Genomic DNA, 13,287 nt, shown 5'->3' with positions numbered 1-13,287 from the left:
GACAACATCATTATCAAGAATTAGATTTTTATATAATAACACACATAAATACACTAAAATGAAATTTAGAATAGAAAAAGACACCATGGGAGAGGTGCAAGTTCCAGCAGAAAAATATTGGGGTGCACAAACAGAACGTTCTCGTAATAATTTTAAAATTGGAGCATCAGCATCAATGCCAAAAGAAATCGTTGAAGGATTTGCTTACTTAAAAAAAGCAGCTGCTTATGCGAATCATGATTTAGGTGTTTTACCAGTAGAAAAAAGAGATGCAATTGCTGCAGTTTGCGACGAAATATTAGCAGGTAAACTTGATGATCAATTCCCATTGGTAATCTGGCAGACAGGTTCAGGTACACAAAGTAACATGAACGTGAATGAAGTAATTGCTAATCGCGCACAAGTTCTTAAAGGATTTGAAATTGGAGAAGGAGAGCAATTCATCAAGGCTAATGATGATGTAAACAAATCACAATCATCAAATGATACATTCCCAACAGGAATGCACATTGCAGCTTACAAAGCAGTTGTAGAAGTTACAATTCCAGGAGTTGAAAAATTAAGAGATACACTTCACGCAAAAGCAGTAGAATATAAAAATGTTGTAAAAATTGGACGTACGCACCTTATGGATGCAACTCCACTTACTTTAGGACAGGAACTTTCAGGATATGCTGCACAATTAACATATGGCTTAAAAGCGCTTAAAAACACTTTGGCACACTTATCAGAAGTTGCTTTAGGAGGTACAGCAGTAGGTACAGGTTTAAACACACCAGAAGGATACGATGTAAAGGTTGCAGGATATATTGCAGAGTTTACAGGGCATCCATTTGTAACAGCTGAGAATAAATTTGAGGCACTTGCCGCTCACGATGCAATCGTTGAATCACATGGAGCATTAAAACAATTAGCAGTTTCATTAAACAAAATTGCAAATGATGTTCGTATGTTAGCTTCAGGGCCACGTTCAGGAATTGGTGAAATCATCATTCCAGAAAATGAGCCAGGTTCATCTATTATGCCAGGAAAAGTAAATCCAACACAATGTGAAGCATTAACAATGGTTTGTGCTCAGGTAATGGGTAACGATGTAGCAATTTCGGTAGGAGGAATGCAAGGACATTACGAATTGAACGTTTTCAAACCAGTAATGGCAGCAAACTTCTTGCAATCTGCACGTTTATTAGGAGATGCTTGTATCTCATTTGATGAGCATTGTGCACAAGGTATTGAGCCAAACTACAAACGTATTAAAGAATTAGTAGACAATTCATTAATGCTAGTAACAGCTTTAAATACTAAAATTGGTTATTACAAATCAGCAGAAATAGCTCAAACAGCACACAAAAACGGGACAACGCTAAAAGAAGAAGCAGTTCGTCTAGGGTATGTAACACCAGAAGATTTTGATGCTTGGGTAAAACCAGAAGATATGGTTGGAAGCTTAAAATAATTAGAAGTTAATTGTAATAAGTTATAAATAAAAAAGCCTGCAATGTTTACATTGCAGGCTTTTGTTTTTTCTATAATTCAAAAAGAGTGATAAGAGGTTCCAATTCGCATCAAATATTTCTCAACTCACATTTTGCCTCTTACATTTCACAATTTACATTTCTTATAATTTATTTCCCGTCCACATAATCCTGTAGGTAGTTAAAACGAGGAGTAAGCTTGCCTTTTTCTGTTATTTTGGCTCTATGTAAGATTCCGTCTTTGTCTCCATTAAAGAAGGCAGGAATTACGTGTTCCATAAAAAGTTCTCCAAAACCTTCGCTGGCATCTTTAGGAATTTCGCAAGGCAAATTATCTACAGCCATTACTACAATTGCAGCAGGATGAAAAACATCTACTTCTTTATTTTCTCCAGGAAAATAACCATATAAAGGTTCTTCGATTGTCGATGAGCGAAGCGTGCAGGCAATAGGGCCATTTACATCACATGAAATGTCGGCAACGACTTTTATTTTGCAGTCTTTAGATTGAAGCATTTCTCTAGTCAAAATCACAGGTGCAGCATTAGCATGAAAATGTCCTGTAAAATAAACATCAGTTACTTTAGTGAATTTTTCAAAATCAGAAACATATTCCTGAGGATGTTCGTAAAAATCGGTATAATCTAAAAGTTGACCATCTTTACGTTTGTTATAATCCAATACATCAAGTTGCACATAAACTGCTTGAGTGTAATTTTTAGTTAGGTAGTTGTCAATTGTTACCTCTTTTATTTTAATGGCATCAAGAATTTCTTTAGCACCAGTACCTACTTTTCCAGTTCCAGTAACCACAAATTTTAATGGAGGAAGAGTAACACGTTTTAAATGTGCGATTAAAGCTTCTTTGTCAGATAAAGTTTCAGCTTTAGGCAATTTAAATAATTCAAATTTAATTCCGAATGCACGAATACCGTTATATACTCCAACGATACCAGCATATTTTCCAAAACCGATTAGTCTTTGGTTATGAGAATTTACAATAGTTTCATGATCATATAAATCGATGTTTTTTGCTAAAATAGCTTGTAATAATTTACGATTATATGGTTGCTGTTTTATAGTATGCGAAAAGAAGAAATAGGTCTTATCAGAAATTAAATTTTCGATAGGAACTTCTTTTACTCCAAATAATACATCACAATCCGAAACATCATCGGTAACAGTTATTCCTAAGCTTTTGTATTGAATGTCAGTGAAAATTCGAATATCAGAACTTTCTACAGCTACAGTAGCTTCATGATAAAGTTGTTTCAATCGAGCCAGTTCGTTAGGAGCAAATACAACCCTTCTATCTGGTGGGTTTTTTCTTTCTTTTATAATTCCAAATTTCATTTATTGGTGTTTAGGTTCGTATAAATATAACATTATTGGTTAATTTTGTTTTAAATATAACAAATATAGTTAAAGTTTTGTTGTTTTTTTTAAAAAATATTGAAGCTCATTTTATTAAAAGCTGATGTTCAATAGGCTGGCAAAAATTAAGCTTAAAACTGTGTTAAAATCAGTGAATTTATCTTAAAAAGACAAATAAACAAAAGTATTCAATTCTATATATTTGTTTCCCTAGAATCCAACTCATGAATTTCATTAAAAAAGCAAATATACCACAATTCCTTTTCCTTATTTTAGTTTTAAGCTCTTGTGGAAAAGATAAAAATACAAATGCAACTGTTGCCGGAACTGTAGAAGATACACTCCCTAAAATGAAGCCATTGCTTCAAGAAAAAAAACTTCCTGCAAATTATGTAGCAGCAATAAAAAGTAAAGTCGACTATTTTTATAATAAAAACTGGCCTAACAATACCATGAACGGAAGTTTTTTGGTAGCAAGAAACGGTGAGATTATCTATGAAAAATATGAAGGTTACGCAAATAAAAACGAAAAAACAGAAATAGACATGAATACGCCGTTGCACATTGCATCGGTTAGTAAAGTACTTACTGCAACAGCGGTTTTAAAATTGGTTAATGCTGGAAAAATTGATTTAGATCAAAAAGTAAATACAATTTTAAAAACATTTCCTTATCCAGATATTACAGTGAGAATGTTATTAAACCACAGAAGTGGTATGCGTAATTATGCTTATTTTACAGATAAAGACAAAACTATTTGGGACAGGCACAACCAATTAACAAACCAGGATATTTTAAATATCATGGCTACAAAAGATATTGGTTTGGAATATAAAACCGATACTCGTTTTACTTATTGTAATACTAACTATGCTATGTTGGCTCTAATTATTGAGAAAATTACAGGTCTTACTTATAAGGATGCGATGACTCAAATGATTTTTAAGCCATTGGGAATGACACATACATATGTTTTTGATATTGACAAAGACAGAAAAACGGCAGTTCCATCATATAAAGGGAATAATGTAGAAATTGGAATAGATTATCTAGATGCAGTTTATGGTGATAAGAACATTTATTCTACTCCTCGCGATTTATTAAAATTTGATAGAGCTAGAAATGCTCCTGATTTTTTAAAGCCAGCTTTATTGAAGCAAGTTTACGAAGGATATAGTAATGAACGCAAAGGAGAAAAGAACTACGGATTAGGTATCCGAATGATTAATTGGTATTCTGGTCAGCATTTTTATTTTCATAACGGTTGGTGGCATGGAAATACCTCATCGTATATAACACTTCAAAAAGAGAACGTTACTATTATAGCCTTGTCAAATAAATTTACTCGTAAGACATACGCAGTTCGTAAATTGGCACCAATTTTTGGAGATTATCCTTTTGTTTTTAAGGATATCGAATAATATTTAAGCTACAGATTGAGGTGTTAAAATTGAATTTATTTTTTTTGAAATTAATTTCAATTGATGGTTTAAAAAGCGTAATTTTGCAATCTCAATTTTTTTATTGAAATGGGGTCGACTGGTTTTGACAGCAAGTCGAATTGAACAGTAAGCACGTCGAGCATTGAGACCTTGCTCGTAAATATAAGATCTCAACACTTTTACACGGCGAAAATAACTACGCTTTAGCTGCATAATCCGAATTATAGTACGATTAGCCACGTTCCTATCAGATAGGAAAGCTGGATTCTCCTTGAAAGCCTTGGTTTGTGGCGGTCAATATAGGGGAACCGTAAAAATAAACCTAGATTTCCATTAGCTTCGAGTGGATTTCGAAATTAAGAAGATAAGTATTGTGTGGCTGTTCCTGGCCGAGCACAATATCGAAAACCCAATCAGGAAATAAGCGTGTAGAAAGCTCTTTAGTTGCTTGTTTGGACCCGAGTTCGATTCTCGGCGACTCCACAAAAAAGGGAAGATATTTAGATATCTTCCCTTTTTTATTGAGTATAAGGCTATAAGGTGAGTTTTTAGAAATTAACTAAAAGGAGTATTAAATAATTAATCAGATCGACTTTGTTAGCCAATATTTTTTCTCCATCATCTTAATATATTTTATAGACTCATCAGTGAATGCAGGAGGGTTTTTAGAGTCTTTATGAGCTGCTTTATTATAAAGATATATGAATTCAAAAGGGTTTTGAATATTTTTAAGTAACTGATTTCTGTATCCATTTCTTACAATAATGTCAGCCATGAAGTATCCCGGATTATGTCCACTTGACCATTTTACGAGATTTCTATAATCTTTTTCGGTTTTAAAAAGTTCTCCATTGGATTTTTGCATTTCCTCTATGTTTTTGTTGGCTTGCTTTACGATACTATCTGCTTGCGGAATTAAAAAATCTGTTAATCCTAAACCATAAGGTAAGGTGTTTTGATTAGCGATATTGGAAGGTTTATCAATCATGTCTGCAGAACCTTCGTTTAGAACAACATTCAAGAAATACATAAGACCTTCATCTTGCTTCTCTACTTTAAAATGAAAAGGTTTTCTTAAAACATGATGCATTTCATGACCTAATAATGCTCCTGTTTGAATTTTATCAGCGTTATATAAATTCCATAAAGTAGCAATTACAGTTCCGCTTCCTGCAATGGCGTCATTTTCTATACCGAGTAAGTAAATATTAACATTGTCGTCTTTTTTCTGAAGGTATGTAGGAAGCCAGCTAAAACTGTTTTTATAAATTTGAGATAAGTAATCAGATGAAACTAATTTCTGTTGGAAGTCTTTTAGTTCTTTTTCATGGGTTTTGTATACATATACCTTGTAGGTTAGCCAGCTTGAGGATGGGTCTTTTTCAATGGCAAGAACTCTTTTCTTTAATATTTCAGCTTTTTGAGGCATATAGACTACCTCGATGCTTTTTCTCAATCTTTCAAGATAATCTTTATCAAAACCTTGATTCTTTATATAAATTTCATTGGGTTCTAAGCTCAGGAATTTTTTCCAAGTTTCCTGTGAGAGAGAATCTCCTTTTTTTAGAGGTTCAATCATTTCCCAATAGGCATCTAATGCATTCATGTGAAAGGTTTGAGCATTACTTTTAGTTGTAATAGTTACTAGAATGATTAGTAATAAAAAATTAAGGGAAAGCTTTTTCATCGTTAAATGGGATTATGGTTTTATTTGTTTTTGAAATATATGGTTATGTTAGTGTTTTGATTTTTATAAATGAATATGTTTTTGTTTTGTGTACTAATCCATTTAATAGGCAATGATAGTTATCTAAAAGTTATGATTAAATTTCGAAGTAATCTTAAGAATAAAATTTGACTAAAAATAAAAGCATTCAAGTTTTTTTTAGCTTATCTATGAACATTAATATGAATAAAAGTTCTTGATTGTAATCCCATCTAGCCAAAAAAAATCCTGTAAACATTGTTTACAGGATTTTTTGTTTTACTTGACAATTTAGTTGACTTTTTCAGCTAATTATTTATTCGAGCTCAAATGTTATTTTTAGATTTACTCTAAACTCAGTGACTTTCCCATCTGAGACAGTTACGCTTTGATCTTGAACGTACGCAGAGCGAATATTTTTTAAAGATTCAGATGCTTTGCTAACTGCCTTTTGAGTTGCATCTTCCCAACTAGTTTTTGAACTAGAAAGAACTTCGATTACTTTTAATATTTTCATAATTTCTGTTTTTTAAGAAGAATAAATTTACCGAATTTCTTTTAAAATTTAGTACTTAAACGGTTTTATTTTTATTTAAAGTAAAGATTGTCAGTTGTTTATTGGGTTTTGGTGCTATATGAACAAATGATTCTAGTAACTCCACAAAAAAAATCCTGTAAACGGATGTTTACAGGATTTTTTTGTTTTGCTAATGTCGTGAGTGATTTGTAGGGTTTTATTATTGAGAGTGTATCGAACTAGTATTCTTTATCTTCATATTAAACCAATAGGCAATCATAATCTATGCAATTCTTAATGTTAATTAGTATTAAACTACTTTAACTTCAACTGCATTTTTGCCTTTCTTTCCGTCAACTATTTCAAATTGAACAGAGTCATTTTCACTAATTTGCTCTTTTAAGCCTGATGCATGAACAAATACGTCTTGTCCTGTACCTTCTTCTGTAATGAATCCAAATCCTTTTGCTTCATTGTAAAATTTTACTACTCCTGTTTTCATAATTTATATTAAATTTATTAGTAAATGTAGGAGAAAAATAAATTTAACTTACTGATTATTAGTTTTTATTTTAAAAAATAATTTTATATCTTTTAACGTTTCGTTAAGGATTTTTTAAATTTCCCCTTGATTTTGTTAGATGAGGATTAAAATTTAATTCTATATCAGTTTACTGTTTAGTTGGAGGTTTTATAATCGAAAAGGAATTTTTAGCCCAGATCGTAGCGGCATCCTTTTTATCTCCTTTTTTGGGAGGTAAAAAGATATAGTGAAGAGCTGGAAAATGCTCCTAAAAATAAAACCACCCGATAAGAGTGGTTTTGGTATTTTATAGAATATGTTTTTAAACTATTTATTAAACAGTTTGGTCATCTGTAGTTGCGGTAGGCGCGTTGTTTTTTACCGATTCGATTCCGTTATCTCTTGCAGCAACGCTTTCGTACATTTCGCTAGTTCCAATGATTTGACCATTAGTAGCTTTTAGATTGAAATAAGGTTTTCCATTTTTAGCAGTTTCTCTAGCAAATTTTGAATCGTCTTGTGAGTTGGTTTTCACTGATTCGATTCCGTTTAAGCAACCCGCTTTTGCTGAATATCCTTCGCTTGCAAGAATTGTTTGTCCGTTGTTGGCTTTTAGGTTAAATTGAAACTCTCCGTTAGTTCTTTTTGTGATGACAAATTTTCCCATTCTAAATATTGATTAAGGTTAAAAATAGTTTTAATAGTTGTTTTATTTCATAAAAATACAAAAGAAAATAATTTAAAGATAATGGGAAACAGTAAAATATTAAATTTTTAAACTGATACATAAAAAAAACGAGAGCATAATCTTTAAAATCAGGCTCTCGTTGCTATATAGTGAAAACGTTTTTTAGAATTTAAAACCTAAGCTAATATTTGAAACAGCAGTTTTGGCTTTTAAATTAGAGGCATCAATATCTGTAATTCCACCTAAGTATCGATAATCAAGTGTGAATTTCCATAAATCAACCCCAACACCACCAAGGAAGCTATTGTTGTTTCTTACAATGTCGATGTTGTTTAAATTGTTACTTCTATCTATATTGGAGTAATTTTTCCAGTTATAACCTCCAAATATTCTAATGTTTCCAAGTTTGCCTAAAGGAACTAGCTTGTAACCTACTATTAATGTTGCTTCGGTTCCAGATAATTTGTAATCGGTATCCACAATTCCAGTTTCAGATATGGTAAATTTAGATTGTGCGTATCCAAATTCAGCTTGACCATAAAGCATCAATAGATTTACTCTTGCAAATCCACCAAAACCTATAGAGCTACCTGAGCTATCAGAGTTATAATCATTTGTAGAAATTGAAGTTATATTTGAAGAAACGATAGGACCGAATTGGAGCAATTGAGCAAATGAATTTGCACTGATACATAATAGTGCGATTAAAAAAAGCTTTTTCATACTTGTTGATTTAGGGGATATGTTATTTAGCTATTAAAATTAATTATTATATGTCGAACAGGAAAGGTATATTTCGTTTATTTTTTTTGGCAATTTTACTTCTATCGCCAGTATTTAGTTGAAAAATAATGTAATGTGATTTTTTTATATGAGTTAATAAACACAAGATAATTTTGAAGTTTACGTTTTTACATAGGTTAATTCTGTAAAAAAAAATATGCAAAAGAGACCTATTAGTTAAACATTGTATTGGTGTAAGATGAATATAATAATTAATTCTAAATTTGGATTCTTAGTCAATCTAAAAAGTAATTATGGTAATTAAGGAAATTCCAGCTTCGGCAACATGGGAAATTCGGCACAAAGTGATGTGGCCAGATATGCCTTTTGAATTTGTACAATTAAAAGAAGATGATTTAGGTATTCATTTTGGGGCGTATGATGAATCTAAACTTGTCGCTATTGTTTCTTGTTTCGAAGTTAATGGGGAAATGCAATTTAGAAAATTGGCGACTTTGACTGAAGAGCAAGGAAAAGGTTTTGCAACACAGCTTCTAGAATATATATTACAACAGGCTAGAAACAAGGGAGTAAAACGAATTTGGTGTAATGCTAGAGTAAGCAAAAAATCTTTTTATGAGAAATTTGGATTAATAGATACTGAGATTACTTTTTTTAAATCAGGGCAGGAGTTTACCATAATGGAGCTTCATTTTTAAATTAAATTTCCAAGTTAAGAATATTATATCTGGTTCATATATAGTTGTTTGAAAATGTTGGAATGCTATTTGTGTGTATTAAAGCTTAAATTTCTGTGAGTTATAAATTTTTATTAATAAATTATCATTTATACTTCACTAAAAAAACTATTTTTGGATTCTGTATAAATTAAGATTGAAATGCATAAAAATCAGCACATAATACTATTTTTTTTATTTTTTATTTTTTTAGGTTGGAGTGGAAGTGCTCAAGAAAAATCACAATATCCTAAAAACGAATTTAGAGGAGTTTGGATTGCTACCGTTGTTAATATTGACTGGCCGAAAAGTAAAGTAGATAATGTTGAAAAACAAAAAGCTGATTATCTTGAAATTTTAGAGACTTATAAGAGATTAAATTTTAATGCTGTAATTGTACAGATACGAAGTGTAGGTGACGCTATTTACCCTACAAAATTAGCTCCTTGGTCGCGTTATTTGACAGGGAAAGAGGGACAAGAACCAAAGCCATATTATGATGTTCTAGCTTGGATGATTGAACAAGCACATAGGAGAGGATTCGAGTTTCATGCTTGGATGAATCCATACAGAGCAACATTTGATTTGAAAAAAGATAGTTTGAGTTCTAATCACGATGCAATTAAACATCCAGAATGGATGATTGAATACGGTGGAAAAATATATTATGATCCTGCTTTGCCTGAAGTACAGGAACATTTAACAACAATTGTAGAAGAAGTTGTTGAGAATTATGATATTGATGCGATTCATTTTGATGATTATTTTTATCCTTACACCATACCAGGAAAACAATTTAACGATACAGCTTCTTATAAAAAATATGGTAGCGGTCTAAGTCTACCGGATTGGCGCAGGGCGAACGTGAGCAATTTTGTCCAAACTATCTCTACTACAATAAAAAGTTGTAAACCTTGGGTACAATTTGGGATTAGCCCTTTTGGAGTTTGGCGTAATAAATCCAAAGATCCAAAAGGTTCAGATACACAATCAACATCTAATTATGATGATTTATATGCTGATCCTATTTTGTGGATGGATCAGAAATGGATTGATTACATTATACCTCAACTGTATTGGAGTATGAATAATCCCAGAGCTAATTATTCGAAACTGGTAAAATGGTGGTCAGAAAACTCAAATAATACTACTATTTATATCGGACATAGTCCATATAAAATTAGAGCCGACAGTGATAAAAGCTGGAACTTGGCAACAGAAATTCCAAATCAGGTTGATTTTGCTAGAGGATTTAAGAACGTAACAGGAAGTGCTTATTTTAGTGCCAAATTACTAATTAATAAAAATCAAGATGTAGTACGTCTTTTGGCAGAAAACCAATATAAATATCCAGCGCTTCCATTAGCAGTTCCTAATCTTAAAAAGATAGTTGTTGATGTTCCTGTTGTAAATGAATTTGCAAAGGATAGTGTTAATTATTCGTTCAATGTTAAATATCCGTTGAATACCAAGGTACGTTATATGGTTGTTTATGGAGCAGAGAGTGAAGCTAAAATAGATATTAATGATCCTTCTCAGATTATTGATAAATTGACTGTTCACGAAATAGATGGTTCTATTTATTTTGTTCTTTCAGAAAAAACAATGAAAAGGTACAAAGCATGTGCAATCACTTTTATCGATTATTATGCAAACGAAAGTACTCCAACTATTATCGATTTAAAAAAAGGATTTAAAGTAAACGTAGCTGAAATTACAGATGAAAACAGAAAATAATAAACCTTGGTTATGGATTCCATTATTGAATTTCGCGTCAGGATTTCCTTATATAGTAATTATATCAGTTTCAGTACTGATGTACAAAAATCTAGGAATTACGAACGAAGACATTGGTCTCTATACTAGTTTATTATATCTGCCTTGGGTTATAAAGCCTTTGTGGAGCCCTTTTATCGATTTACACGGTACGAAGCGAAAATGGTTTCTGGCAATGCAATTTGTTATTTCAATTGCCTTTCTAATCGTTGGACTTACTATCCCACTCAATAATTTTTTCATATTAACATTAGCCATATTTTGGGTTGCTGCTTTTGCCTCAGCCTCTAATGATATTGCCAGTGATGGATTCTATTTGTTGGTTTTACCAAAAGAGCAACAATCTTTTTTCTTAGGGATTAGAAGTACATTTTACAGAATCTCAATGCTTGCTGGAAATGGATTAATAGTTTTGTTGGCAGGTTATCTAGAACATAAATATGGAGATAACCGCAAAGCATGGTCGTATACTATGATCTTTGTTGGTTTGCTAATGGCATTTATTACAGCTTATAATTATTTTTCTACACCAAAAACAGAAAAGACTATTGTAGGGACTGCTAAAGAAACTGCAGACCAAAGTTTTGCTTCAGTTTTTGCAAGTTTCTTTAGAAAGAAGCAAATCGTTTTAGTACTTGCTTTTATCTTGTTGTTTCGATTAGGAGAATCGCAATTAATGAAAATGCTAACTCCATTTTTAGTGGATCCGATTAGATATGAATTAGTTGAATCAGATTCTGATGAAAGTCAGGCAAAAGCTTTGGCTGTTTATAATTCAAAAGTTACCAAGGGAGAGAAATTATCAGATGCTGAGCTACAATTGCTTTATTCAAAATTGCCAATATCAGCAGAAATGGCAAATGCTAAAAAACCTTTGTTAGAGGTAGAAAATAAAGATTCAAAAGAATATAAAAACTTAAATAAATCAAGAATGAACTTTGTGGATCAACTGGTTTCAAATAAGGGAACTCAGAAAGTGGTTTTAAAAGGAGGGATGGGGCTTGATACAGAAGATATCGGATTGATTTATGGAACTTTTGGCTTAATTGCATTAATGCTTGGAGGAGTTCTAGGAGGAATTGCAATCTCAAGACATGGTCTTACCAAATGGATGCTTCCGATGATTTTAACAATGCACTTACCAATTATTGGATTTATCTTACTGTCCTATTTTCACCCCTCATCGATTTATTATATCTATGCAGTGGTTATTGTGGAGCAATTTGGCTATGGTTTTGGTTTTGCAGCTTTTATGATGTATTTAATTTATGTCGCTGAGGGAGAATCAAAAACGTCGCATTATGCTATTGCGACTGGATTTATGGCTATGGGAATGATGCTACCAGGAATGGTAAGTGGCTACATTCAAGAATATTTAGGATATGGAAATTTCTTTATTTGGGTATTTTTGGCAACAATTCCAGGAGTAATTCTTTCTCGATTTTTAATTTTTCCAAAAGATTTCGGTAAGAAGATAGAATAAGATTTAATTAGAATATAACGCCCATGATAATCAATGAAAACATCCAGGTTGAACGAAACCTGAAAGCAATTGAATTTGAAAAAGCAGGAGAGATTGAGAAAGCAATTGCGTTATACGAAGAAAATAGTAATGAAGGGTTTAAAGGAAATCATTCTTACGATAGATTGGCAACCATTTATAAAAATCAAAATGATGTCGATAATGAAATTCGGATATTAGAAAAAGCAATTCTGATTTACGAAGTAATAACACTCGAAGATAGGATTGAAGGTATGCCAAAACTCTTTCGATTTAAAAATCGATTAGAGAAAGCGTTGCATACTAAAAGTCAGCTTGCCAAACAAAAGAAAAGCAAGCTTAAGTAAAAATAAAACTTTATAATATTTAGTATCATGATTACATTAAAGAGAACAAATTCAGAAGATATCGACTTTATAAATTTGGTGGTTTTGTTAAATCAGGATTTAAAAATTAGAGATGGAGAGGATCATGATTTTTACAATCAGTTTAATGGTATCGATACAATAAAACATGCAATAGTATTTTATGAAGGTGAAGTAGCTATAGGTTGTGGCGCTTTTAGAGAAAAAGAAAAGGATACTGCCGAAATCAAACGTATGTTTGTGCATCCAGATTACCGAAAAAGGGGAATCGCATCTACTGTTTTAAAGGAGTTAGAAATATGGGCAGCCGAAGTAGATTATAAATATACTATTCTGGAAACAGGCGTAAACCAACCTGAAGCAATTGCTTTATATCAAAAACAAGAGTATTCTATAATTCCCAATTATCCACCTTATGATGTTATGGATAATAGTGTATGCATGAAAAAAACTTTATAACC

General features: G+C 31.9%; 13 protein-coding genes and 1 other RNA gene. 8 read left to right on the top strand and 6 right to left on the bottom strand.

All coding sequences use genetic code 11. From position 1 onward, the window contains the following. Window positions 1-58 precede the first annotated feature (58 nt). A complete protein-coding gene (fumC, locus tag LNQ49_RS06810; RefSeq protein WP_229987926.1) occupies window positions 59-1,456 on the top strand; it encodes a class II fumarate hydratase in 1,398 nt (465 codons plus the stop codon). 169 nt (window positions 1,457-1,625) lie between these two features. Here the strand turns inward: fumC and LNQ49_RS06805 are convergent, their stop codons facing one another. Further along, window positions 1,626-2,828: an NAD(P)-dependent oxidoreductase gene (locus LNQ49_RS06805; protein ID WP_229987925.1), complete on the bottom strand. Its 1,203-nt coding sequence runs from the start codon at window positions 2,826-2,828 to the stop codon at window positions 1,626-1,628. A gap of 245 nt (window positions 2,829-3,073) precedes the next feature. Here LNQ49_RS06805 and LNQ49_RS06800 point away from each other — a divergent pair, with 245 nt between their 5' ends. Both LNQ49_RS06800 and ssrA read left to right on the top strand, forming a co-directional pair. Beyond that, window positions 3,074-4,270, top strand: coding sequence for a serine hydrolase domain-containing protein (locus LNQ49_RS06800; RefSeq protein WP_229987924.1), 1,197 nt, complete (start codon window positions 3,074-3,076; stop codon window positions 4,268-4,270). Window positions 4,271-4,380: 110 nt separating this feature from the next. After that, window positions 4,381-4,777, top strand: a transfer-messenger RNA (tmRNA) gene (ssrA, locus tag LNQ49_RS06795). 97 nt (window positions 4,778-4,874) lie between these two features. Here ssrA and LNQ49_RS06790 read toward each other — a convergent pair. The 5 genes from LNQ49_RS06790 to LNQ49_RS06770 all read right to left on the bottom strand — a co-directional run bounded on the left by LNQ49_RS06790 (window position 4,875) and on the right by LNQ49_RS06770 (window position 8,447). Then, entirely contained in the window at window positions 4,875-5,978 is a 1,104-nt protein-coding gene (locus LNQ49_RS06790) for a DUF5700 domain-containing putative Zn-dependent protease (RefSeq protein ID WP_229987923.1), read from the bottom strand. A gap of 334 nt (window positions 5,979-6,312) precedes the next feature. Beyond that, window positions 6,313-6,513: a dodecin family protein gene (locus LNQ49_RS06785; RefSeq protein WP_229987922.1), complete on the bottom strand. Its 201-nt coding sequence runs from the start codon at window positions 6,511-6,513 to the stop codon at window positions 6,313-6,315. A 310-nt stretch (window positions 6,514-6,823) separates the two neighbouring features. Then, the gene (locus LNQ49_RS06780; RefSeq protein WP_229987921.1) at window positions 6,824-7,015 is read right to left on the bottom strand and encodes a cold-shock protein; all 192 of its coding nucleotides are present in this window, start codon (window positions 7,013-7,015) and stop codon (window positions 6,824-6,826) included. Between the two features lie 355 nt (window positions 7,016-7,370). Further along, window positions 7,371-7,703: a YegP family protein gene (locus LNQ49_RS06775; RefSeq protein WP_229987920.1), complete on the bottom strand. Its 333-nt coding sequence runs from the start codon at window positions 7,701-7,703 to the stop codon at window positions 7,371-7,373. 183 nt (window positions 7,704-7,886) lie between these two features. Beyond that, window positions 7,887-8,447 carry a porin family protein gene (locus tag LNQ49_RS06770; RefSeq protein WP_229987919.1) on the bottom strand — a complete coding sequence of 187 codons (561 nt, stop codon included), beginning with the start codon at window positions 8,445-8,447 and terminating at the stop codon, window positions 7,887-7,889. A 314-nt stretch (window positions 8,448-8,761) separates the two neighbouring features. On the opposite strand from LNQ49_RS06770, the gene LNQ49_RS06765 reads away from it, so the two are divergent. The 5 genes from LNQ49_RS06765 to LNQ49_RS06745 all read left to right on the top strand — a co-directional run bounded on the left by LNQ49_RS06765 (window position 8,762) and on the right by LNQ49_RS06745 (window position 13,285). After that, window positions 8,762-9,166 carry a GNAT family N-acetyltransferase gene (locus LNQ49_RS06765; protein ID WP_229987918.1) on the top strand — a complete coding sequence of 135 codons (405 nt, stop codon included), beginning with the start codon at window positions 8,762-8,764 and terminating at the stop codon, window positions 9,164-9,166. A 180-nt stretch (window positions 9,167-9,346) separates the two neighbouring features. After that, the gene (locus LNQ49_RS06760; protein WP_229987917.1) at window positions 9,347-10,921 is read left to right on the top strand and encodes a glycoside hydrolase family 10-like protein; all 1,575 of its coding nucleotides are present in this window, start codon (window positions 9,347-9,349) and stop codon (window positions 10,919-10,921) included. Then, window positions 10,905-12,443 (top strand): MFS transporter, encoded by a 1,539-nt coding sequence (locus LNQ49_RS06755; protein ID WP_229987916.1) that lies wholly within the window; start codon window positions 10,905-10,907, stop codon window positions 12,441-12,443. The genes LNQ49_RS06760 and LNQ49_RS06755 overlap by 17 nt, the downstream gene beginning before the upstream one ends. 23 nt (window positions 12,444-12,466) lie before the next feature. Continuing rightward, window positions 12,467-12,808: a hypothetical protein gene (locus LNQ49_RS06750; RefSeq protein WP_229987915.1), complete on the top strand. Its 342-nt coding sequence runs from the start codon at window positions 12,467-12,469 to the stop codon at window positions 12,806-12,808. Between the two features lie 27 nt (window positions 12,809-12,835). Next, a complete protein-coding gene (locus LNQ49_RS06745) occupies window positions 12,836-13,285 on the top strand; it encodes a GNAT family N-acetyltransferase (protein ID WP_229987914.1) in 450 nt (149 codons plus the stop codon). Window positions 13,286-13,287 lie beyond the last annotated feature (2 nt).

It is taken from the genome of Flavobacterium pisciphilum (assembly GCF_020905345.1).
GTDB lineage: Bacteria > Bacteroidota > Bacteroidia > Flavobacteriales > Flavobacteriaceae > Flavobacterium > Flavobacterium pisciphilum.
Note: the sequence above shows the minus strand (reverse complement) of the source record. Positions and strands in the feature narration are given on the sequence as shown.